Raw genomic sequence first — 22,402 nt, forward strand, 5'->3', positions numbered from 1 at the left:
CTGCCGCACGACTGGAAGAACAGCTGGTTTTGATAAACGTGCTTCGATCCGTCAGGACTGCGCGCGGTGGCGCGCAGCGTGCAACACGCGACCAGACGCGGCTGCGCGTTGACGCGAACTCGTTACTCGCCAGCGAGTCCGGAAACTCGCTGGCTGCGAGACGTAACGATATCAGCCCCTCATTTATTCCACGGCGCCGGAAACGATACCAGAAGCAATGCGAACGACCCGATTCGAGAACTCGCTCCATTCGGGCATTCGGTCAATTCGAATGAAGCGCCCTGGCCGGGCAAAGCCGCCCGGAAAGCGTGCCGCTTACCCCGGCATGCCAGTCTGCTCAATGCAGCTTGACCCGCGGCGCAGTGGAGCGCCGCAACCAGTGCGCGACTGTGTCGAGCACCATGCGCGAATAACCGTGCAGCGCGGCGATGTGCATCCGATACAGCGACATGTACATGAAGCGCGCGAACAGCCCTTCGATCAACATGTTTCCGCCGATCACGCCGCCCATCAGATTGCCGACAGCGCTGAAATGCCCGAGCGACACGAGCGAGCCGAAGTCGCGATAAGTGAATTCCGGCAGCGGCCGGTTGCCGAGTCGCGCCGCGATCGCCTTCAGTAGAAAGGTCGCCTGCTGATGCGCGGCCTGCGCGCGCGGCGGCACGTTACGGTCGTTGCCCGGCCACTGGCACGCAGCGCAGTCGCCGAGCGCGAAGATGTTGTCGTCGACTTCGGTTTGCAGCGTGCGGCGCACGATCAGCTGGCCAAGCCGGTTGACCGGCAGCCCGTCCAGCTCACCGAGCACCGCTGGCGCCTTGATGCCCGCCGCCCATACGGTCAGATCAGCGCGCACCGTCTTGCCGCTCGCGGTGCGCACGATGCCGGGCGCGACCTCCGCGACCGTCTCGCCGGTCATCAGCTTCACGCCGAGTTTGACCAGCAGGTCCGCGGTAGCGGTCGACACACGCTCCTGCAACGCCGGCAGAATGCGCGGCCCCGCTTCGATCAGTACGATGCCGACGTCGTGGCGAGGATCGAGCTTGTGCAACCCGTACGCGGACAGCACCTGTGCGGTATTGCGCAACTCCGCCGACAGTTCGACCCCAGTCGCGCCGCCGCCGACAATCGCCACCTGGATGCGCGGCTCGCCCGATCCGGATGCTTCCTGCCCGGACTCGACGCGCTCATGTACCTGATGCTCGGCGCGCATGCATGCCGCAATCAAGCGTTTGCGGAACCGCTCAGCCTCGCTGACGGTATCGAGTGCAATGGAGAATTCGGCCGCGCCTTTGACGCCGAAAAAGGCGGTGGTGCTGCCGATCGCGATGACCAGCGTGTCGTATTCGAGCTGCCGTTCAGGCAGCAGTTCGGCGCCATCGTCGTCGAGCAGCGTGCCAAGCGTGATGCGCCGGTTCGCGCGGTCGAGCCCGGCGAGCTCGCCCTGCTGGAACTCGAAGCCATGCCAGCGCGCTTGCGCCGCGTATTCGAGCTCCTGCGTGAACGGGTCCATGCTGCCGGCCGCCACCTCATGCAGCAGCGGCTTCCAGATATGCGTCGGGTAACGGTCGACCAGCGTAACCTGCGCTCGCGCGTCACCGTTGCGCCGGCTGCCTCCATAGCGATTGCCAAGGCGTGTTGCCAGTTCCAGCCCGCCCGCACCTCCGCCAACGACGATAAATCGATGCATTGAGCCTCTCCGTGTTAGCCGATGAATTATGCGTCGCGACACTGCGCATCAATGCGCCGTCCGAAACGATTGTCGTCGACCCGCACGGGTTGTCACAAGCCATCAAAACAGATGTGTGACATGCGCACGACGTTATCGCGCGCGTGCGGCAGGCGCGTCAATGCGCTTCCTCCCAGTTCAGGCCCGCGCCGACCTCGGCGACGAGCGGCACCTTCAGCGCCGCGACGCCGCACATCAATTCAGGCAAGCGCTTACGTACGTCGGACAATTCGGCGTCCGGCACTTCGAGAATCAGCTCGTCGTGTACCTGCATGATCATGCGCGTGCCGATGTTCGAGTCTTCGAGCCACTTCTGCACGGCGATCATCGACAGCTTGATCAGGTCGGCAGCGGTGCCTTGCATCGGCGCGTTGATCGCGGCGCGCTCGGCGGCCTGGCGGCGCGGACCGTTGCCGCCGTTGATTTCCGGCAGCCACAGCCGGCGGCCGAACACGGTTTCGACGTAGCCCTTCGCCTTCGCGCTCAGGCGCGTCTCCTCCATGTAACGGGCCACGCCCGGATAACGCGCGAAGTAGCGGTCGATATACATCTTCGCCGCGTCGCGCGTGATGCCGAGATTCGACGCGAGGCCGAACGCGCTCATCCCGTAGATCAACCCGAAGTTGATGACCTTCGCGATACGCCGCTGATCGTTCGACACTTCGAGCGGCGTCACGCTGAAAACCTCGGCGGCCGTGGCGCGGTGAATATCCTCGCCCTGGGAGAACGCGCGCATCAGCGATTCGTCGCCGGAGATATGCGCCATGATGCGCAACTCGATTTGCGAATAGTCGGCGGAGACGAGCTTGTGCCCCGGCGGCGCGATAAACGCCTCGCGAATGCGGCGGCCCTCGCCGGTACGGACCGGAATGTTCTGCAGGTTCGGATCGTTCGATGCGAGCCGCCCGGTCACCGCGACGGCCTGCGCATAATTCGTATGCACGCGACCGGTTTGCGCGTTGACCATGCGCGGCAGCTTGTCGGTATACGTCGACTTCAGCTTCGACAGCCCGCGATGCTCGAGCAGGATCTTCGGCAGCGGATAGTCTTCGGCGAGCTTCTGCAACACCTCTTCGTCGGTGGACGGGGCGCCGCTCGGCGTTTTCTTGATGACCGGCAGTTCCAGCTTCTCGAAGAAGATCTGGCCGATCTGCTTCGGCGAACCGAGGTTGAACTCGCCGCCAGCCAGCTCGTACGCCTTGCCCTCGAGTTCGATTAGCCGCGTGGCGATTTCGCTGCTTTGCTGACGCAGCTTCTCCGCGTCGATCAATACGCCCGTGCGCTCCATCTTGCGCAGCACGCGCGATGTCGGCACTTCGATTGCACTATATACATGCTCGATCGCCTTCTCGGCAGCGATCTGCGGATACAACGCCTGATGCAGACGCAGCGTGATGTCGGCGTCTTCGGCCGCGTATTCGGCCGCTTTGTCGAGCGCAACTTCGTCGAAGCCGATTTGCTGCGCTCCCTTGCCGCAAACGTCCTCGTACTTGATCGTCTTCACGCCGAGATGGCGCAGCGCGAGGCTGTCCATGTCGTGCGTGCGATGCGATTCGAGCACGTACGATTGCAGCAGCGTGTCGTGCTGGACACCGCGCATTGCGATGCCGTAATTCGCGAGCACCTGCTCGTCGTACTTCAGATGCTGGCCGACTTTCTTGTGGTCTTCGCTTTCGAGCCACGGCTTGAGCTTCGCGAGCACCTCGTCGCGCGGCAACTGCACGGGCGCGTCCGGGCCACGATGCGCCAACGGCACATACGCGGCGCGGCCCGCTTCGACCGACAGGGACAGCCCAACGATCTGCGCGGTCATCGGATCGAGCGACGTGGTCTCGGTATCGAACGCGGTCAGCTCGGCCGCGTTGATCTTGTCGAGCCACGCGTCGAACTGCTCCCACGTCTGCACGGTCTCGTAGTGACGTTCCTGGTCGACGGCAAGCGCGGGCGGCACATCGGTTTCCGGGCCCTCCACCGCATCGGCGATTTCGACCTCGCGCAGCCACGTCTTGAAGCCGTGGCGCGTGAAGACCTCGCGCAGTTCCTCGCGCGACTCAGGCCGGCTCACGAGGCTCTCGTCGATCGACGCAAGATGGCCGGTCAGATCGCAATAACGCTCGACAGTAACGAGCTTGCGCGCCATCGGCAGGAAGTCGAGCGCGCGGCGCAGATTGTCGCCGACCGCGCCTTTGATTTCATTCGCATGCTCGACGATGCCATCGAGCGACTCGTATTGCGTGAGCCATTTGACCGCGGTCTTCGGCCCGCACTTTTCGACGCCCGGCACGTTGTCGACGGTATCGCCGATCAGCGACAGGTAATCGATGATGCGCTCCGGCGGCACGCCGAACTTCGCGATCACGCCGTCGCGATCGAGGGTTTCGTTGGTCATCGTATTGACCAGCGTGACGCGGTCCGACACGAGCTGCGCAAGGTCTTTGTCGCCGGTCGACACGACCACGTTCATGCCGAGCTTCTCCGCCTCGGTGCACAGTGTGCCGATCACGTCGTCGGCTTCGACGCCTTCGATCATCAACAACGGCCAGCCGAGCGCGCGCACCGCGACGTGAATCGGCTCGATCTGACGCGACAGATCTTCCGGCATCGATGGACGGTTCGCCTTGTAGTCGGGATACCAGTCGTCGCGAAACGTTTTGCCCTTGGCGTCGAACACGCACGCGCTATACTCTGCTGTGACTTCCTTGCGCATGCGCCGCAGCATGTTGATCATCCCGTAGAGCGCACCCGTCGGACCACCCTCGGGTCCGCGCAGATCAGGCATCGCATGGTAGGCCCGGTAAAGATAACTCGAACCGTCGACCAACAGCAGGGTCTTACCTTCAAGGCTTCGTTCTTCAGGCATTATGACTAAGAGAAAAGTGATTCCGAGCCTGCGATCACTCGCAGATCAAGAGCGCGCAACGGCGAAAAAAGCCCGCGCATCGTGGCAGATGTTCACGATTATGGCAGAGTTTATCGAGGCGACCGAGTACCTGTCGGAGATCCGACCGGCCGTCAGCATCTACGGTTCAGCACGCCTGAAACCGAACTCGCCGTACTACAAACTCGCCACGCAAATCGCACGCAAACTATCGGACGCAGGCTTCGCGGTCATCTCCGGCGGCGGCCCCGGCATCATGGAAGCGGCCAACAAAGGTGCACATGCGGGCAAGGCGCCGTCGGTCGGTTTGAACATCGAGTTACCGCACGAGCAATCGGGCAACCAATGGCAGGACATCTCACTGCGCTTCCGTCATTTCTTCACGCGCAAAGTCACGTTCGTCAAGAACTCCGATGCGGTGATCGTCATGCCGGGCGGCTTCGGCACGCTCGACGAACTCGCCGAAGTGCTCACGCTGATTCAAACGAAGAAGTCGCGGCATGTACCGATCATTCTGGTCGGCGCCGAGTTCTGGGAAGGTTTGCTCGCGTGGTTCAAGAGCTCGTTGATTCCGATGGGCCTGATCAATCCGACCGACATCGACCTGATGCAGGTCATCGACAATCCCGACCAGGTACTCGAAGCGGTGCTGAAGTTCTACGAAGACCGCGAGGAAGGCGAAACGCATCCGGTCAAGTCGGACGAGGACAGGATGTTCTACCTGTAATGACCGGCATCGCGCGTGGGAGTGGCGCGTCGGCGGAAAAAACATCCGCCATGAGCAGCGCGTTGCACGAATAAGTTGCACCTATCGCCGTTCAAGCGGCGAGGCAGGTTACAGCGGGCAGCTTTCGAGCTGCCCGCTTTCGTTTGTGCAGGCCAGTTTGCGGCGCGCTTACGGTCATTAGGGTGCTAATAAAAAACGCCTAAAATCGTTTTGCGCGCGTTGCGTTCGGCGCTAACCTGCTGGGCTTGCACCCGAAGCTCCGCGGCTTGAACAACGCTTGAACAACATGAACAACGAACTCTCTTCGCCCGAATCCGCACTGGCGCCCACGCCGACATTGCAGGAAATCTTCGGCGGTTTTCTCAGCCTCGGGCTGATTTCATTCGGCGGCGCGCTGCCGCTCGCGCGCCGCGCGCTGGTCGAACGCCGCCGCTGGCTTACGGCCGACGAATTCACGGACCTGCTCGGTCTCTGTCAATTCCTGCCAGGCGGTAACGTGATCAATCTCTCGGTGGCGATGGGCATGCGCTTTCGCGGCGTGCCCGGCGCGCTCGCCGGGCTGCTCGGGCTGATCGCCGGGCCTTCGCTGGTCGTGATCGGGCTTGGCGTGCTGTACGAACACACGCAGAACGATCCGCACGTGCGCCATCTGTTCGCGGGACTTGCCGCGGCGGCCTCGGGGCTGCTGATCTCGATGGCGGTGAAGATTCTTCTGCCATTGCGCAACAAGCCGACCGCCGCGCTGATCGCGGTGCTCGGCTTCGTCGCGATTGCGGTTGTGCGGCTGCCGCTGTTGCCGACGATGCTGGTGCTCACGCCGCTCAGCATCTATCTTGCGGCGAGGAGCGCGCGATGAACGACACCCTCGTTTCACTTGCCGTCATTTTCAGCCAGCTTTCGCTGCTTGCGTTCGGCGGCGGCAATACGATTCTTCCGGAGATGCAGCGGCAGGTGGTCGACGTGCATCACTGGATGCCGGCCAGCGAGTTCAGCGCGCTGTTCGCGCTTGCTCAAGCTGCCCCCGGACCGAACCTGATGGTCGTCACGCTGGTCGGCTGGCATGTGGCCGGCTGGGCCGGCATGCTGGTGACGTCGATCGCAAAATTCGGACCGTCTTCGCTCGTGACGATTCTCGCGCTACATGCATGGGACCGCTTCAAGGACCGGCCGTGGCGGCGCTATGCGCAGCTCGGGCTGGTGCCGGTGACCGCCGGCATCGTCGCGGCCAGTGCGGCGGTGATCGCGCGAGCGTCGAACCCGACCGCGATCGCGTGGGCGATCACCGCGTTCACCGCCGTGATGGCGACGAAAACGCGCATACATCCGCTATGGTTGCTGGCGGCAGGGAGCCTGGTTGGGCTGACGGGCCTCGGCCAACTGTGATGCAGAGTATGCTGCGGCCGCGCGAGGCCGCCGGCCGGCCGACGCATACGCCACCGGTGCAAGAGCCCAGCCGAGGCAAGCGGCCCGCTCGCCTCTACATCTTCGACGCGAAGCTCCTCGTTCACTGAAACGCCACTTCGGCGAAACTGCGCAACTTGCGGCTATGCAAGCGATGCAGCCCGTTCTCGCGCAACAGCTCCATCGCCTTCACGCCGATCTGCAGGTGTTGATCGACCTGCGCGCGATAGAACTGATCCGCCATGCCCGGCAGCTTCAGTTCGCCGTGCAGCGGTTTGTCCGACACGCATAGCAGGGTTCCGTAAGGCACGCGGAAGCGAAAGCCGTTCGCGGCGATCGTCGCGCTCTCCATATCCAGCGCGATGGCGCGGCTTTGCGACAGCCGCTGCACCGGTTCGCGATGATCGCGCAGCTCCCAGTTGCGATTGTCGACGCTCGCCACGGTGCCCGTGCGCATCACGCGCTTCAGCTCGACGCCATCGAGCTGGGTCACCTGCGCAACCGCGCGCTCGAGCGCGACCTGCACCTCGGCGAGCGCCGGAATCGGCACCCACAGCGGCAGATCGGCATCGAGCACGTGATCCTCGCGCACATAGCCGTGCGCCAGCACGTAGTCACCCAGACGCTGCGTATTGCGCAACCCGGCGCAGTGACCGAGCATGATCCACGCATGCGGACGCAGCACCGCGATGTGATCGGTGATCGTCTTCGCGTTCGACGGCCCAACGCCGATGTTGATCATCGTGATGCCGCTGCCGTCCGCGCGCTTCAGGTGATACGCGGGCATCTGCGGCAGACGCGGCGGCGACGTGCCCTCCGGCGCCTGTTCGCCGAGATTCTCGTTGTACGTGATCACGTCGCCGGGTTCCACGAACGACGTGTATTCGCTGCGGTACGCGCGCAATTCCTCGTCGTCGGTACGAGCCATCATGTTGCGGCCGAGCTTGACGAATTCGTCGATATAGAACTGGTAGTTCGTATAGAGCACGTAGTTCTGCACATGCGTCGGCGCGCTCGCCGTGTAGTGCTTGAGCCGATGTAGCGAGAAATCGACGCGCGCCGCGGTGAACAGCGCGAGTGGATGCGGTTCGCCCTGCATCGGCTCGTAGGTGCCATTGACGATCCGGTCGTCGAGCAGCGCGAGGTCCGGCGTGTCGAAGATGTCTCGCATCAGGAACAGGCGTTCGCGGTCGAGGTCACCTTCGAGGTGAATGCCCTCGGCGAACGCGAAGTGAATCGGGATCGGCTGATCCGACACACCGACCTCGATCTGCACATGATGGTTCTTCGCGAGCAGCCGCAATTGCTCGCGATAGTAGTTGCCGAACAGGTCGGGCCGTGTGACGGTCGTCTCGAAGATGCCCGGCCCCGCGACGAAACCGTACGAGCGGCGTGAGTCGACGTGCGTGTTGACGTCGGTGCGTACGCGCACGAACGGATAGCACGCGCGCACGCGATGCTCGAACAGTTCATTGCGGCGGTAGCGCGCGAATGCATCGCGCAGGAACGACGTGTTCGCCTCGTAAATCGCGGAGAGGCGGGTGACGGCCTCGGCTGCGTCGTCGAAGCCCTCGGTTGGGAAGGTGTTGGCGGGAGTCTGTACCGTGCGCTGATTGATATCTTTGTTCATCATGGTTCACCCCTATTGGTGAGACGACATTACCATGGAACCCGCTGTCGCCAAATGGCGTCGCCGCGCTTGCAGCACGGTTCGCGCAAAGCCAGCGCGTGTTGCGTGAAAGCGGCGCAAAATAAGGCTTCGGGCCCGTGCGCCAGGCCGGATTTGCTAGAATCCGGGCACCCAATCGGAGAATCACCATGAAGCCGCTCCTTCCCATCGCCGCCGCGCTGGCTTTCGCCTTCGGCAGCGCCGCGATGGCTGACCAGCCGGTCGACGCGCCGCCGCCAGCCGGCGCGCCGCAGTCCGCCAACGAACGGGCGGGTCTGCCCGACCTGGACAAGATCAACCGTCCGGCTGCGGAGGTCAGCTCGAAGGTCGACATCAACGACGTTCCGCGCACGCCGAGCTTTCACGAGGTCAGCCCGAATGGCACCGAAATCACCGAATACCGCGACAAGGGCAAACCAGTCGAAATCAACGTGCACTCGAACTTCGGCACCCGTTATCAGATGAGCGCGCCGCTCGACACGTCGCCCACGGTCCACGACAGCGGCCGTCCGAGCACGCGTTTGCCTTCGGTGAACCTGCACTATTGATCGGTTGGCGAGGCTCGCGCCTCGCCGCTGTTGCTGCGTCCGGTCGAGCGGCAATGAACGCGGCGTCGCGATGCCGCACTCGCGATGTTGGCCGCGCCGCGCGAATCGCCAGCGCGGACCCCGCTACTTGACACCGCAGTCCCCAGTTCGCCGCATTCATTTGGCTTACCTCGCACTGGCCGCAGCGCGCCAGCCCGAACAACCTCACCCGACGTTTTCCGCATGGCCGTCTTCACCGCAGTCAACGAATCCCAACTCGCAGAATGGATGAGCCACTACGATCTCGGCGACGTCGTCGAATTTCGCGGCATCTCGTCCGGCATCGAAAACAGCAATTTCTTTCTGACGACGACGCGCGGCGAATACGTGCTGACAATTTTCGAAAAGCTGACAGCCGGGCAACTGCCGTTCTACCTGGATCTGATGCGCCATCTCGCGTCGCACAGGGTGCCCGTGCCCGACCCGATGCCGCGCGAGGACGGCGCGCTGTTCGGCATGCTGCTCGGCAAGCCGGCGACGATCGTGACAAAGCTCGAAGGCGCGCCCGAACTCGCGCCGGGCGTCGAGCACTGCGTCGAAGTCGGCCATATGCTCGCGCGCATGCATCTCGCGGGCCGCGACTATCCGCGCTATCAGCCGAATCTGCGCAGCCTGCCATGGTGGCGCGAAAACGTGCCGACGATCCTGCCGTTCCTCGAAGGCGAGCAGCGCGAGCTGCTGTCGTCCGAACTCGCGCATCAGGAAGCGTTCTTCGCGTCCGCCGATTATGCGGCGATGCCCGCAGGCCCGTGCCACGCCGACCTGTTCCGTGACAACGCGATGTTCGCGCACGCCGCGCCTGAGACCGGCCACGCGGTGCGGCTCGGGGGCTTCTTCGATTTTTATTTCGCCGGCTGCGACAAATGGCTGTTCGACGTCGCGGTGACGGTCAACGACTGGTGCGTCGACCTCACCACCGGCCAGCTCGACGACGCGCGCACCGAAGCGCTGTTGCGCGCATATCAGACGGTGCGCCCGTTCACCGTCGAGGAAAACCGCCACTGGGGCGACATGCTGCGCGCGGGCGCGTACCGTTTCTGGGTCTCGCGCCTGTATGATTTCCACTTGCCGCGCGCGGCCGAGCTCCTCAAGCCGCACGACCCCGGCCATTTCGAACGCATCCTGCGCGAGCGCCTGAAGGGCGTCGCGAATCCTGGCATCCATACCCCATGCAACTGATCGAAGTCCCCGCGAAAACCGGCTACGTATGGTTCCGGCAAGGCATCTGGCTGTTCCGCAAGAACCCGCTCGCCTTCCTCACGCTGTTTTTCAGCTATGTGCTGGTGATGACGCTCGTCTCGCAGATCCCGGTGATCGGCGGCGTCCTGCCGCTGCTGTTCATTCCGGGCGTCGCGGTCGGCTTCATGGCCGCGTGCCGCAATACGATCGCCGGCAAGCCAGTGTTCCCGACCATCCTCGTGGACGGCTTTCATTCATACGGCCCAGTGGTCACGCGACGGCTGCTGGTGCTCGGCGTGCTGTACGTCGTCGCGATGGCGCTCGTGCTGGCGGGCTCCGCGCTCGCCGATGGCGGCATGCTGCTGAAAGTGATGCTCGGCACCGCGCCGATGGATGAGAACGCGATCACCAGCAGCAATATCCCGCTGGCGGTGATGACCGCGCTCGCGTTCTATATACCGGTCGCGATGATCTTCTGGTTCTCGCCGATCCTCGCCGCCTGGCACGACGTGCCGCCCGTCAAGGCAATGTTCTTCAGCGTCGTCAGTTGCTGGCGCAATCGCGGCGCATTCGTCGTGTTCGCGGCGCTGTGGTTCGCGGTCGCGACCGTGGTGTCGTTCGGACTGTCCACGTTGATGCAGGTGCTCGGCGCCGTCGAGTACGCGTACGCGGTCCTGATGCCGGCCACGATGATCGTCACCACCATGCTGTACTGCTCGTTCTACGCCACCTACCGCGGCTGCTTCGGCGTGCAGGCGCCGCAAACGCCGGATCTGCCGACCAAGCCGGCAGCCTGATCGTCCGTTCGCGCGAGCGCTGTTCCGGCGCCCGCGCCTGGCGCCGTGCGCTCACGTTCGGCGCACCCGTCCTTCCTCGCCTGCTTCGTTGGCCGCCCGCCACCCGGCATCGATTTGCGGCACAATGATTTGTGTGCAATCCATTTGCACGCACTTATAGCCGAGAGATGCACGATGACCCAGCGCCCCACTCTGCCGTTCACGCTCGACGAGCAACTTTGCTTCGCGCTCTATTCGACGTCGCTCGCAATGACGAAAGCGTATAAGCCGCTGCTCGACAGGCTCGGACTTACGTATCCGCAATATCTGGCGATGCTCGTGCTGTGGGAAACCGACGACGTCACCGTCAAGGAAATGGCCACGCGCCTGAATCTCGATCCGGCGACCGTGACACCGCTGTTGAAACGCCTCGAGGCGCAAGGGCTCGTGGAGCGGGTACGCGGTATCGACGATGAACGGCTCGTCTATATCCGCCTCACGAGCGCGGGCAAGGCGCTTAGGCGTCAGGCGCGCGAGGTGCCCGCCGAAATCTTCTGCGCAACCCAGCAGACACCGGAATTCCTGCTGCGTCTGCGCGACGACCTGACGCGCCTGCGCGCCACGCTCAACGATTACATGGATGAATAGCGGGTAGCCGGCAGCCGGCGCTTACGGGGCAGCGGAGGCGTAAACCGGTAGCTCCTATCGTGCCGATAATTAAAATTTCATTTGTACGCAAATAACTTGTGTACTATCTTACCGACATGCCGCTGTGCAACCGTGTCCTCAGACGGGCGAGCGCGCACAAAGCGGCAAGCACGCAACCACTGACCAACCGATAAGGAGCAACACCATGAGCATCCTGTACAAGGCAAGCGCAACGAGCACTGGTGGCCGTGACGGCCGGGCGGTATCGTCGGACAATGCATTGGATGTGAAGTTGGCCGCACCCCGTGAACTCGGCGGCAGCGGCGCGGCGGGCACGAACCCCGAGCAGCTCTTCGCGGCCGGTTACTCCGCCTGTTTCCTGAGCGCGATGAAATTCGTCGCTGGCCAGCGCAAGCAGACTTTGCCGGCCGACACGCAAGTTTCGGCCGACGTCGGTATCGGCCCGAACGACAAAGGCGGCTTCGCGCTCGACATCGATCTGCGCATCTCACTGCCAGGCCTTGCCCCAGAAGCCGCGAAAGAACTGGTGGACGCCGCGCATCAGGTCTGCCCATACTCGAACGCCACCCGCAACAACGTCGACGTTCGTCTGCACATCGCCTGAGTTTGCGTTGACGATTAGCGGCGGCTGCTCCGGCCGTCGCGCGCGGAGGCCGAAGCAAAAACTCCGCGATAACCCATTGTGATCGGCGCGACACCGTATTTCGCCACGAAACAGCGTCCGTACCCTGCGGGATAGGGCCGGGCGCTGCTCCGTCTGGCGCACGCGGCACGCAACCTGCGACGCCCGCTCTCATCTCTCCCTGATTCGAACGCACGCCCCGATGACACGCGCCCGACGCCTGCACGAGAACTTCGACACCGGTCTGGTCTGGTTCCGCCGTGACCTGCGCGACACGGATCACGCCGCGTTGTACTACGCGCTCAAGCATTGCGAGCGCGTCTGGTGCGTATTCATCTTCGATACGACGATCCTGCAACCACTCGTCGACAGCTGGCAGTCGCGCCATCCCGGCGAGCCGGCGCGGGATCGGCGCATCGACTTCATTCTCGCGTCGCTCGGCGAACTCGACGAAGCGTTGCGCGCCCACGGCGGTGGCCTCATCGTGTTGTACGGCGACCCGGCGGAGCTGGTGCCGAAGCTCGCCGCGCAACTGCGCGTCGACGCGGTGTTTGCGAATCACGACTACGAGCCGGTCGCGATCGAGCGCGATGCGACGGTGGGCGAACGGCTCGCCGAGGCGGGGCGTCAGTGGCTGACGTTCAAGGATCAGGCGATTTTCGAGCGCGACGAATTGCTAAACCGTCAGCGCAAACCGTTCGCGGTGTTCACCCCGTACAAGAACGCGTGGCTCAAGCAACTGAGCGGGTTCGACCTGAAGCCGTATCCGGTGGCAAGCTACGCGACGCATTTCGCGGCGCTGCCACGCGCACTCGACCGTCACTTGCCGACGCTCGATCAACTCGGCTTTGCGCCGAGCAACCTCACCGACCTGCCGATACCGGCCGGCATGAGCGGTGCGCAACAACTGCTCGACGACTTCGTGACGCGCATTGCGAGCTATGCAGAGCGGCGCGACTTTCCCGCCGCGAAAGGGCCGAGCTATCTGTCGGTGCATCTGCGCTTCGGCACGGTGTCGATCCGCACGCTCGCGCGGCTCGCGCACGAAACGTCATTACAGCCCGATGGCAAAGGCGCGGCGACCTGGCTATCGGAGCTGATCTGGCGTGACTTCTATTTCATGGTCCTTACGTATCATCCGCGCATCGCGGGCGGTGCGCCGTTCAAGCCGGAATACGAGCACTTACGCTGGGAGGAAGGCCGCGCGGCGGAACAGGCGTTCGCCGCGTGGTGCGACGGCCGCACCGGCTATCCGCTCGTCGACGCGGCGATGCTGCAGTTGAATCGCACCGGCTATATGCATAACCGTCTGCGGATGGTGACCGCCAGTTTCCTCGCGAAGGATCTCGGCGTCGACTGGCGCCGCGGCGAGCGCTATTTTGCCGATCTGTTGAACGACTTCGATTTTTCGGCGAACAACGGCGGCTGGCAGTGGGCGGCATCGACGGGGTGCGATGCCCAACCCTACTTCAGGATCTTCAATCCGGTGAAGCAATCCGAAAAGTTCGACCCGGACGGACGTTTTATCAAACGATATCTTCCGCAGCTCTCGAAGCTGCCCGCACAATGGATTCACGCGCCGTGGCTCGCGGGTGCGCCGCAGCTCGCGGAATACGGCGTGGTACTGGGCGCGAATTATCCCGCGCCGATCGTCGACCACGCTCAGGCCCGCGAGCGCACGCTTGCCCGCTACGGCAAGTGAGTGCCTGCTTACATGATCGAAGATTGAATAAGAACGTCTGGGGGTGAAGATGCGCCGTCTGCCGTCGCTGCTCGTATTTCTGATCCTGACGCTAGCGGCGGGCTGGGCCGCGAGCCTGTCGCTGCCAGATGCGTGGTATGCCGGTCTGCAAAAGCCGGCGTTCAATCCGCCGAACTGGGTCTTCCCACCGGCGTGGACCGTACTTTACGTACTGATGGCGGTCTCCGCATGGCGCGTGTGGAAGCGCGACGGTGTGAGCGCGGCGATCATCCTGTGGGTCGCGCAGTTGATATTCAACGCAGCGTGGATGTGGCTGTTTTTCGGCCTGCATCGGCCAGCCACGGCGCTGATCGACATCTTGATCCTGCTGGTGCTGATCGTGATGCTGACGTACGCGTTCTGGCGACGCGATCGCCTGGCAGGGCTGCTTCTGGTGCCCTACGTCGCGTGGGTCGCGTATGCGGCGCTGCTCAACTATGCGCTATGGCAGATGAATCCGGCAGCCTAACAACAAGGCCGGTCGGATTGGGCGCAAGGGCCGCGTCAGTGATGGGACTGACGACATGCAAGCGCGAAGCTCGACCAACCCGCGCCGAACACCGGCGCCTGAACACACGCCGATGCTCTGATTACTGCAACTTACTGCAAATCATGCGTGGCACAAAACGCCAGGCTGGGGATTAGCCGTAGTGCTGGCTCATCCACGACGGCTGGCGCACGTTCGACTCACGGTCAAGCTTGCGCATGCGGAATTCAAGGTCGTAGAGATCGGTGGCCTCGGCGAGGTACGCGTCGGCGCGCTCCTTGGCGAGTTGGTCCGGCGACTTGGTCAAAAACAGGAAGAGACGGCTAAGCAGGTACATGGCAACCTCGGCAATGAAAGCTAGGCGTTTTCGCCTAAGGGATAACCCCTATTATAGGGAAAACCCTAGTCTGACGCCAGCTTTCATTTCGAGATGTTGTTTCCGTGTCAGCGATCGAGCGCCGAAGCGGCCATGTCGGCCCCTTCCACGATGCGTCCGGCGTCCGGACGCCGCTGGTGCTTGAAGAACTCCCAGATCAGCGCGCTTGCGTCGGGGCCTTTCGATGAGTGGAACGGCAACGCGTCGTCACCGCCGCTCCACGCATGCCCGAGTCCTTGCACACGACACCATCGCACCACGCGCCGTCCGCCACGCACGTAATCGCGCATAACAACGCCACCCTTGCGGTCTTCGCGCACCTCGCCCGCTTGACGGGCGCCGTGCGCATCGACGAGCCGGTTCAGGCGCAGAAACTGTGTCGCCAGTTGGTCGGCGTTGACCGGCGCGACCACGTGGTCGGCGTCGCCGTGGATGATGAGCGCCGGCATCCCCGGATAGCGCGCGACGTCCGTCATGCCGTCGACGAGTTCGACCGGCTCGCCGCGGGTACCGCGCCGCATCACATCCATAGCGGTGATGCCCGAGTGGGCCTCGCCGAATGCGGGACCGGAATGCAGCGCCACCGCCGCGAAATGGCCCGCATAATTGACCGCCAGCAGCGCCGTCAGGCCCGCCCCCGCGGAAATGCCAGCCACGTAGACGCGCTCGCGGTCAAAGCCGTACTGCGCGGCGAGCGCGTCGACCAGCGACACCACCGCGCGCGCTTCGCCGCCCCCAGCGCTGTCGCTGGCGTCGTACCAATGCCAGCAGCGATGCGAGTGCGCGTGTTTCGATTGTTCCGGATAAACCACCGCGAAACCGTAGCGGTCGGCGAGCAGGTTCATGCGGCTGCCTTCGGCGAATTCCTCGATGGACTGCGTGCAGCCATGCAGCATCACGACAAGCGGCATCGATTCATGCGTGTGTCCGGATGGGATGTACAAGCCGTACTGCAGGTGGTTGACGAGCCGCCCCGGCGCCGCCGGCGCGGAGTGGAACGAGCGCGTCCACGAACCGCTTGCCCAGGCGGCCGCGCGCGGGCGCACACGAGACTCCCGCGGTGCTTCGCGTTTGGCGGGCGCGCGCAGCGCGGCGGATGGCTTCAGCGGACGCACGTTGCTCGACGGTTTGCTGCTGGCGGCGCGGACCGGCCGCGTCTGCGCGCGCCTGGCGGTTTTTTTTGCATGTTCGGTTTGAATCGCGAGCAGGCGCTTGAAACCGCGCAGCCAGACTTTGGACAGGCTTTTTGCCATCGGCGACCTCGCAAAAAGGGGCAGTGCACATCGGCGAATCCACCGGATATGACGAAGTTGTGCAATGCACAATAACATCATTCTTCGTGCGCCGCTGAAGACCGGCTCCGCTGCTTGCCGCCAAATTCCCGCCGCGGCGAACGTCGTCACCGCCCCGCCGTCAAACTCCCACGGCACCCGTTCGGCACCCCACATTTGGCGCGCAAATGCGCGGGGCGCCGCAAGACCGCCGCGCGACACCCGTCTATACTGGCGGCTAGTCTTCGAGAACATGTTGGTCCTAGCCGCAGCGGCGCCTCGCGCGAGCCGCGCGCAAACTATCCACCCACCCGACTCCACGCGGCCCGCGTCGCGCTTCTGCCATGCCCGATTTGCCAATCCACCTGTGGTATTCGATCACCAGCCTCGGCGGCGCCGGCCTGACGCTGCCACTCGCGCTTGCCATCGCGATCTGGCTGGCGGTCGGCTACTCGTGGCGCCTCGCCGCCTGCTGGCTGGCGTTGCTCGGCGCGGCGATCGGCATTGTGACGGTGACCAAGCTGGCCTTCCTCGGCTGGGGCGTCGGCGTGCGGGAGCTCGATTTCACCGGTGTGAGCGGCCACGCGATGCTGTCCACAGCCGTCTATCCGGTCGCGCTGTTCCTGATGCTATTGCACGTGCGGCCGGCTGTCCGGCTGCTCGGCGTGCTCGCCGGGCTCGCCGCGGGGATCGCAGTGGGGCTGTCGCGGGTCGTGTTGAGCGCGCATTCGCCGTCCGAAGCGGTAACCGGCTGCCTCGTCGGCGCTGTCGCCGCGCTCGTGTTCGTGCGCATCGCGTGGGATGCGGAGCCGGGCCGGCTCGCGGCAATGCCAGTAGCCGTCAGCATGATGGTGCTCGCGGTCGCGATGCATGACGTGCATGTGCCGACCCAGCGCTGGGTAACGCATATTGCGTTGAAGGTATCTGGCCACGACCGGCCGTTCATCCGCGCGAAGTGGAAAGCCGCGCACGAGCTGCATCCGGCTGCCGCGCCGCTGTCGCAAACCCTCAGCAGGTTCAAACCGTCGCGCGCGACCAGCATCTGAGCGCCATTCCGGCGCTTTTCCCGCGCTTTCGAGCCCGTGAACTGGCAAGACTTTCGGGCTCATCCAACGACGGGCTGCGCCTGATCAGGTCAAGCCCGCCGGCACGGCTTCATCGTGACATCCGCGCCGCTCACTCTTTCACGCCGAGTATCACGCTCGACGCCTTGAACGCCGCGACCGCGCTCGCGCCCTCCTGTAAACCCAGCGTATCTGCGCTTTCATTCGTGACAACCGCCGTAATCACCGCGCCGCCGTCGAGCGCGAGCGACACCTCCGCGTTCACCGCCCCATGCTTGACGCTCTGCACGGTGCCGCGCAGCTGGTTGCGCGCCGACAGTTTCAACGGCGCGCCGTTTTCGCCATCGACGACCAGCACCACCCACGACGCCTTGATCAGCGCAAACGCCGCCACGCCCTCGGCCAGAGCCAACGCCTCGGTGCTCTCGTGCGTGAGCACGGCGACGATCGTCTGACCGCCGGGCAGCATGAGCGACACTTCGTCGTTGACGCTGCCGCGCGTGATGGTCGATACCGTGCCGTAGAACTGATTGCGCGCACTCGTCTTCATGCCGATGCGGCCGATCAGATCCCAGTCCGTCGCAAAGCCTTCGATTGCTGCGCCCGCGCGTTCGAGAAAGCGCCTATGCTCGCGCTCGACCGCGCGAAACGTCTCGATCAGCTTGACCGCGCGCGGCGTGAGCGTCGTGCCGCCGCCGCCCTTGCCGCCGGTCATACGCACGACGAGCGGTTCGCCGGCGAGGTTGTTCATCGTATCGACGGCGTCCCACGCGCCTTTGTAGCTGATGCCAACGGCTTTCGCCGCACTCGTGATCGAGCCGGTTTCGCCGATCGCTGCGAGCAGTGCGATCCGCGACGCGCCGCCGAGCGTCTGCCCGCCGGCCCGAAACCACACGGAGCCGCCGAGTTCGAGAGGTTCGCCGGGAGAATCGGTGCGATCGTTGGTCATGGCGCGGAGCGGTTGACGGGTCTGGGAACGGACGGCGAATCATTATAGCGACGGGCTGTTCGGCGCCGGCCATGCACTGGATTACGCATCTGCAAGGCCGTTCGCCAGCTACACGGTCACGACGATCTTTCCGAACTGCCCATTGGTTTCCAGGTAGCGGTGCGCGTCGACGATTTCGTCGAATGGAAACGTACGGTCAATAACCGGCTTGAGCGCACCGCTTTCGAGGCCTTTCAGCACGAACTCCACCGCAGCCTGCCGGCGCACCGGGTCGCCGCTCGTCAACCAGATGTTGTGAGCCTTCACCGAAATCATCTTGGCGATCATCTCCAGCACGGGCAGCGTCGTCGCCCGCTCGTCAAGTGCGCCGTATAGATACGCGATGCCCTGAAAAGACAGCGCCGAGATCAATTTCGCAAAGTTCGGGCCGCCGACTGGATCGAACGCGACACGGGCCCCCTTCCCAGCGGTGATCCGCATGATCTCTTCGACGAGATCTGTCTCGTCCGTCACGACCACGTGGGCTGCGCCCGCGTCGAGCAACTTCTGCCGTTTGTCAGCGTGACGTGTCACCGCGATCGATGTCGCCCCGGCGTAGTTGGCAATCTGGATTGCTGCCAGCCCGACACTGCTCGACGCGGCGGGCACGACCACATAATCGCCGCCGGTTACCTTTGCATCCTCGATCAGCGCGCCATACGCAGTGACAAACATCATCCATACCGACGCAGCCTCGGCAAACGAAAGCGATTTCGGATGGCGAGTGACCGCATATTCCGGCACGACGATCATTTCGCCGTAGGTGAAGTACTGATTCATCGAGAAAGACGGAATCACATTCACTTCGTCTCCCGGCGCGAAGCTGACGACGTCCGCACCCACGGCATCGACAACGCCTGCCGCCTCGTATCCGAGCCCGGCCGGCAACTGGACAGGCTCGATATATTGGTCGGTGCGCCACATCGATTCGGCACGATTGATACCAATGGCTTTTACTTTGATGCGGACTTGACCGCCAAGCGGGGCGCGTACCGGCTCGTCCACGAACTGAAGGACTTCCGGACCACCTGCTCGTGCGAATCTGACTGTTCGTGACATGACCTTCTCCTGCGTCGATTGAGAGTGGGTACCACACGTTTTACAACGTCGTTTCGTGCTGATGCGCCGGCTGATAAGCGGGGAAATCCGAATAGTGCTTTTCGTCGCCGCCCCAGAAGGCTGCGCGGACATACGGTGTCAACGGCAATTTGTGCTTCAGGCGATAAGGCAGGTCGGGGTTCGACGAAAAGTGCCTGCCGAACGCAACCAGATCCGCATCGCCGGACGCGACGATCGCTTCCGCGCTTTCGCCGTCGAAGCCGCCCGCTGCGATGATCGGCCCGGAGAAATGTTCGCGAAGGTATTTCGCTGCCACCGCCGCGTGTCCTTCGTGAAGCGTGTCGTCACCTTTGATGCGCGGCTCGATCACATGCAAATACGCGATCTTGTACTCGTCGAGCACCTTGGCCACATGGCCGAAGGTCGCTTGCGGGTCGCTGTCCGAGATGCCTCCCCACTCTCCCGACGGCGAGATGCGCACGCCGACGCGGTCCGCACCCCATACGGAAATCAGTGCTTCAACGGCTTCACGCAGGAAGCGCACGCGGTTTTCGATCGGGCCGCCGTACGCGTCGGTGCGTATGTTGGTGCCGTCCTGTATGAACTCATCGACCAGGTAACCATTCGCGCCGTGCAACTCGACGCCGTCGAATCCCGCGTCCAACGCGCGTTGCGCCGCGACGCGAAATTCTTCGATCACGCCGGGAATCTCTTCGATGCCGAGCGCACGATGCGGTGACACCGGCACGAAGCCGTCCTTCGTCAACGCGACGCCCTCGAACGGAACAACCGACGGTGCGACAGGCGCGACGCCGCCTGTCATTTCGACATGGCTTTGACGTCCTCCATGGATCAACTGCATGAACACTCGGCCTCCGTCGGCGTGAATCGCGTTGGCGATCGCCTTCCAGCCCTCGACCTGTCCGTCGTGATAGAAGCTTGCCGCGCCGAGGTACGAACGGCCAGTCAGCGAAATGCTGACGCCTTCGACGATCTCGAGGCCGCCAACGGACGCACGCTGCGCGTAGAAGTCGGCCATCATCGGGCTCGGAATATCGCCCGGCTGTATCGTGCGCAGCCGGGTCATCGGTGCGAGAACGACTCGATGCGAGAGCGAGTATGCGCCTACCTTCTTCGGGGTGAATAAGTGTGCCGTGGCCTTTCCTTAGCGTTGCTGAGATAGGGGCGCGCAATTCGTGCAGACCGACTCGAGGCATGGGGGCTCCGGGAGCTCGCACGGTCCTTGAAGGCGACTGTTCGTCGCGACGCCGTCTGATGGTCAATGTAGCGATTCGCGACGGAAAGCAAAAAGACCTTCCAGGCTGGCGCTCATGCCTGTGAGGCATGGCTGGGGAGTACGAGGACTGACGAAGCGTTGCTCCGCGTGCTATCGCCTCTGGCGGACGGTGCGGCGCGGGTCTTATTTCTTGAGCTGATCGACGCGCGAAAGAAAGAGTTCGAGTGTCGGCGAGCGGTGGGTTCTGTTATATCCGACCACGAGATCGATCGTCGGCGCTTCGCCTTTGAGTGGGCGGCTCGTCACCGACCAGGGCAGGAGGTTTTCCGCGTAAGCCGGCAACAGTGCGACACCTCTCGTCGATGCGATCAGCGACATCGCCATTGTCAGGTTGTGGATGCGATATGCGGGTTCGATGTCGAGATCGTTCGAGGCCAGATACACCTCGATCGCTCTGCGCATCGGCCCGGCGACATCCGAGCCGCTGATGAAGATTTCACCGGCCAACTCATGGACGTCGACCTTCTTGTGTGCAGTAAGGCGATGATCGCTCGGCATGACGACGATAAACGGCTCACGAGCGACCGTGACGTACTCCAGCTCCGGCCGGTTCGGTTCGGCTCGCATGAATGCGATATCAAGCCTGCCTGTCGACAGCCCCTCTGCGAGATCGGGAGAGTGCTCGCTCGATACCGCCATTTCGATGGTCTGCAGATCGCCTGCGAGCACGCGGCTCGCTTCGGCGAGCCACGTGACTTCCTGGCCGCTCAGGAAGCCGACTGCGAACACTGGCTTGAACGGCCGCGCTGCCCGGCGCGCGGCCTCGCGTGCGGCATCGACCTGCGCCAGAGCGAGGCGCGCGTGGTCGAGGAATGCCCGGCCGGCATTGGTCAACTCGATGCCACGGGCACTGCGCACCAGCAACTGCGCACCGACCTGATACTCGAGATCGCGGATCTGACGGCTCAGCGACGGCTGCGACGTATGCAGCCGTCTTTCCGCGGCGACCGTCAAACTGCCTTCTTCCGCTACGGCAATGAAGTAACGCAAGTGTCGCAGTTCCATGTTTCCGTCCATGCCTGTCAAGTATGACGGTCAGCTTATAAAGTATTTTTTGCGCGGGCAAGCGAAGTCTATCTTTGCGTTCCACCAGCGATGCGCGAATCGCGCGTCGCCCGTCCCCCGATACCAGCTGAAAGGAGAAGCGATGAATACGCTCGCCGGAAAGACCGCAATCGTGACGGGCGCTTCGCACGTTGACGGCCGCGCTGCCGCGCTCGCGCTGGCGAAAGCCGGGGCGCAGGTCATCGTTCACTACGGGAACGGGGCGCGCGACGCGGACGCGCTGGTGGCCGAGATCCGCACTATCGTCAGCAGGTCGGATGCGATTGCCTCGGATCTTTCGGTGCCGGACGGTCCTCATCGGCTTCTTTTGCGAGTAGGCCCTGCGCTCAAAGAGCGCAGAACGCACGGCCGCCCCCAGCCGAGCGCAATCTGCCCGGACGCATGCCTGCAAAGCATGCCAGCGTGCCTCGAAAGTCTTTTATCCGCGGCTTCGCAGCGCCTACATTGAGAGCCACAGGCAGGGCGTTGGCGATGTTCCAGACGCAGTCGAGAGACCAGGCCCGGCCTTCATTACCGTTTTCTTCCACTGAAAGGATTGCAGCCATGACCTACTACACGCACCGAACCGCGCCCACGTCCTACGTCGAAGCGAACGGCATCCGCTTTGCGTACCGCCGCTTCGGAAGCCCGCAACACGTGCCGCTGGTGATGAACATTCATTTCACCGGCACGATGGATCACTGGGACCCGGCCGTCACCGACGGACTCGGGCAGACTCGAGAAGTGATCCTCTTCAACAACGCCGGTATCTCAAGCAGCTCGGGCACCGTTCCCGAATCGATCGAGGAAATGGCGGCTAACACGGCCGCATTCATCGACG

21 protein-coding genes and 1 pseudogene are annotated in these 22,402 nt (G+C 63.5%); 13 read left to right on the plus strand and 9 right to left on the minus strand.

Annotated features, from left to right (window positions below; all coding sequences use genetic code 11):
- Positions 1-337: 337 nt before the first annotated feature.
- Complete coding sequence (locus VGH68_RS07115; RefSeq protein WP_331602845.1) at positions 338-1,687, minus strand: NAD(P)/FAD-dependent oxidoreductase; 1,350 nt, start codon at positions 1,685-1,687, stop codon at positions 338-340.
- A 157-nt stretch (positions 1,688-1,844) separates the two neighbouring features.
- Positions 1,845-4,586 (minus strand): DNA polymerase I, encoded by a 2,742-nt coding sequence (polA, locus tag VGH68_RS07120; RefSeq protein WP_331602846.1) that lies wholly within the window; start codon positions 4,584-4,586, stop codon positions 1,845-1,847.
- A gap of 1 nt (position 4,587) precedes the next feature.
- On the opposite strand from polA, the gene VGH68_RS07125 reads away from it, so the two are divergent.
- From VGH68_RS07125 to VGH68_RS07135, 3 genes are all read left to right on the plus strand, one after another.
- Positions 4,588-5,331 carry a TIGR00730 family Rossman fold protein gene (locus tag VGH68_RS07125; RefSeq protein ID WP_062128301.1) on the plus strand — a complete coding sequence of 248 codons (744 nt, stop codon included), beginning with the start codon at positions 4,588-4,590 and terminating at the stop codon, positions 5,329-5,331.
- A 286-nt stretch (positions 5,332-5,617) separates the two neighbouring features.
- Positions 5,618-6,187, plus strand: coding sequence for a chromate transporter (locus VGH68_RS07130; protein ID WP_331602848.1), 570 nt, complete (start codon positions 5,618-5,620; stop codon positions 6,185-6,187).
- Complete coding sequence (locus VGH68_RS07135; RefSeq protein WP_331602849.1) at positions 6,184-6,714, plus strand: chromate transporter; 531 nt, start codon at positions 6,184-6,186, stop codon at positions 6,712-6,714. The genes VGH68_RS07130 and VGH68_RS07135 overlap by 4 nt, the downstream gene beginning before the upstream one ends.
- A gap of 121 nt (positions 6,715-6,835) precedes the next feature.
- Here VGH68_RS07135 and VGH68_RS07140 read toward each other — a convergent pair whose 3' ends face one another.
- A complete protein-coding gene (locus VGH68_RS07140) occupies positions 6,836-8,362 on the minus strand; it encodes an AMP nucleosidase (protein WP_331602861.1) in 1,527 nt (508 codons plus the stop codon).
- A 188-nt stretch (positions 8,363-8,550) separates the two neighbouring features.
- Here VGH68_RS07140 and VGH68_RS07145 point away from each other — a divergent pair, with 188 nt between their 5' ends.
- The 7 genes from VGH68_RS07145 to VGH68_RS07175 all read left to right on the plus strand — a co-directional run bounded on the left by VGH68_RS07145 (position 8,551) and on the right by VGH68_RS07175 (position 14,444).
- On the plus strand, positions 8,551-8,949 hold the full coding sequence (locus VGH68_RS07145; RefSeq protein WP_414696907.1) for a hypothetical protein: 399 nt from the start codon (positions 8,551-8,553) through the stop codon (positions 8,947-8,949).
- 222 nt (positions 8,950-9,171) lie between these two features.
- The gene (locus VGH68_RS07150) at positions 9,172-10,167 is read left to right on the plus strand and encodes a homoserine kinase (RefSeq protein ID WP_331602850.1); all 996 of its coding nucleotides are present in this window, start codon (positions 9,172-9,174) and stop codon (positions 10,165-10,167) included.
- Entirely contained in the window at positions 10,158-10,964 is an 807-nt protein-coding gene (locus tag VGH68_RS07155; protein WP_331602851.1) for a BPSS1780 family membrane protein, read from the plus strand. Before VGH68_RS07150 ends, VGH68_RS07155 begins: the two co-directional genes overlap by 10 nt.
- A gap of 174 nt (positions 10,965-11,138) precedes the next feature.
- On the plus strand, positions 11,139-11,591 hold the full coding sequence (locus VGH68_RS07160; protein ID WP_331602852.1) for a MarR family transcriptional regulator: 453 nt from the start codon (positions 11,139-11,141) through the stop codon (positions 11,589-11,591).
- A 205-nt stretch (positions 11,592-11,796) separates the two neighbouring features.
- Positions 11,797-12,216: an organic hydroperoxide resistance protein gene (locus tag VGH68_RS07165; RefSeq protein WP_331602853.1), complete on the plus strand. Its 420-nt coding sequence runs from the start codon at positions 11,797-11,799 to the stop codon at positions 12,214-12,216.
- Positions 12,217-12,436: 220 nt separating this feature from the next.
- A complete protein-coding gene (locus VGH68_RS07170) occupies positions 12,437-13,936 on the plus strand; it encodes a deoxyribodipyrimidine photo-lyase (RefSeq protein WP_331602854.1) in 1,500 nt (499 codons plus the stop codon).
- Positions 13,937-13,985: 49 nt separating this feature from the next.
- Positions 13,986-14,444 carry a TspO/MBR family protein gene (locus tag VGH68_RS07175; protein ID WP_331602864.1) on the plus strand — a complete coding sequence of 153 codons (459 nt, stop codon included), beginning with the start codon at positions 13,986-13,988 and terminating at the stop codon, positions 14,442-14,444.
- A gap of 172 nt (positions 14,445-14,616) precedes the next feature.
- Here the strand turns inward: VGH68_RS07175 and VGH68_RS07180 are convergent, their stop codons facing one another.
- Positions 14,617-14,799, minus strand: coding sequence for a DUF3563 family protein (locus VGH68_RS07180; protein ID WP_233837153.1), 183 nt, complete (start codon positions 14,797-14,799; stop codon positions 14,617-14,619).
- A gap of 107 nt (positions 14,800-14,906) precedes the next feature.
- Positions 14,907-16,091 carry a PHB depolymerase family esterase gene (locus VGH68_RS07185; RefSeq protein WP_331602855.1) on the minus strand — a complete coding sequence of 395 codons (1,185 nt, stop codon included), beginning with the start codon at positions 16,089-16,091 and terminating at the stop codon, positions 14,907-14,909.
- Positions 16,092-16,453: 362 nt separating this feature from the next.
- Between VGH68_RS07185 and VGH68_RS07190 the strand changes: the two genes are divergently transcribed.
- On the plus strand, positions 16,454-17,155 hold the full coding sequence (locus VGH68_RS07190) for a phosphatase PAP2 family protein (protein WP_331602856.1): 702 nt from the start codon (positions 16,454-16,456) through the stop codon (positions 17,153-17,155).
- A 130-nt stretch (positions 17,156-17,285) separates the two neighbouring features.
- On the opposite strand, the gene VGH68_RS07195 is transcribed toward VGH68_RS07190, so the two are convergent.
- The 4 genes and pseudogenes from VGH68_RS07195 to VGH68_RS07210 all read right to left on the minus strand — a co-directional run bounded on the left by VGH68_RS07195 (position 17,286) and on the right by VGH68_RS07210 (position 21,522).
- Entirely contained in the window at positions 17,286-18,122 is an 837-nt protein-coding gene (locus tag VGH68_RS07195; RefSeq protein ID WP_331602857.1) for a TOBE domain-containing protein, read from the minus strand.
- 108 nt (positions 18,123-18,230) lie between these two features.
- The gene (locus tag VGH68_RS07200) at positions 18,231-19,220 is read right to left on the minus strand and encodes a zinc-dependent alcohol dehydrogenase family protein (protein ID WP_331602866.1); all 990 of its coding nucleotides are present in this window, start codon (positions 19,218-19,220) and stop codon (positions 18,231-18,233) included.
- 40 nt (positions 19,221-19,260) lie between these two features.
- Positions 19,261-20,373: pseudogene (locus VGH68_RS07205) on the minus strand (alkene reductase); the annotation flags it as partial.
- 267 nt (positions 20,374-20,640) lie between these two features.
- Positions 20,641-21,522, minus strand: a complete 882-nt coding sequence (locus VGH68_RS07210) for a LysR family transcriptional regulator (RefSeq protein ID WP_331602859.1) — start codon at positions 21,520-21,522, stop codon at positions 20,641-20,643.
- 142 nt (positions 21,523-21,664) lie between these two features.
- On the opposite strand from VGH68_RS07210, the gene VGH68_RS07215 reads away from it, so the two are divergent.
- Together VGH68_RS07215 and VGH68_RS07220 are read left to right on the plus strand one after the other, a co-directional pair.
- A complete protein-coding gene (locus VGH68_RS07215) occupies positions 21,665-22,030 on the plus strand; it encodes an SDR family NAD(P)-dependent oxidoreductase (protein WP_331602860.1) in 366 nt (121 codons plus the stop codon).
- 95 nt (positions 22,031-22,125) lie between these two features.
- The coding region (locus tag VGH68_RS07220; protein ID WP_414696908.1) for an alpha/beta fold hydrolase at positions 22,126-22,402 on the plus strand (277 nt) is incomplete at its 3' end.

Origin of the sequence: Paraburkholderia sp. (genome assembly GCF_036488505.1) — a bacterium.
Lineage (GTDB): Bacteria > Pseudomonadota > Gammaproteobacteria > Burkholderiales > Burkholderiaceae > Paraburkholderia.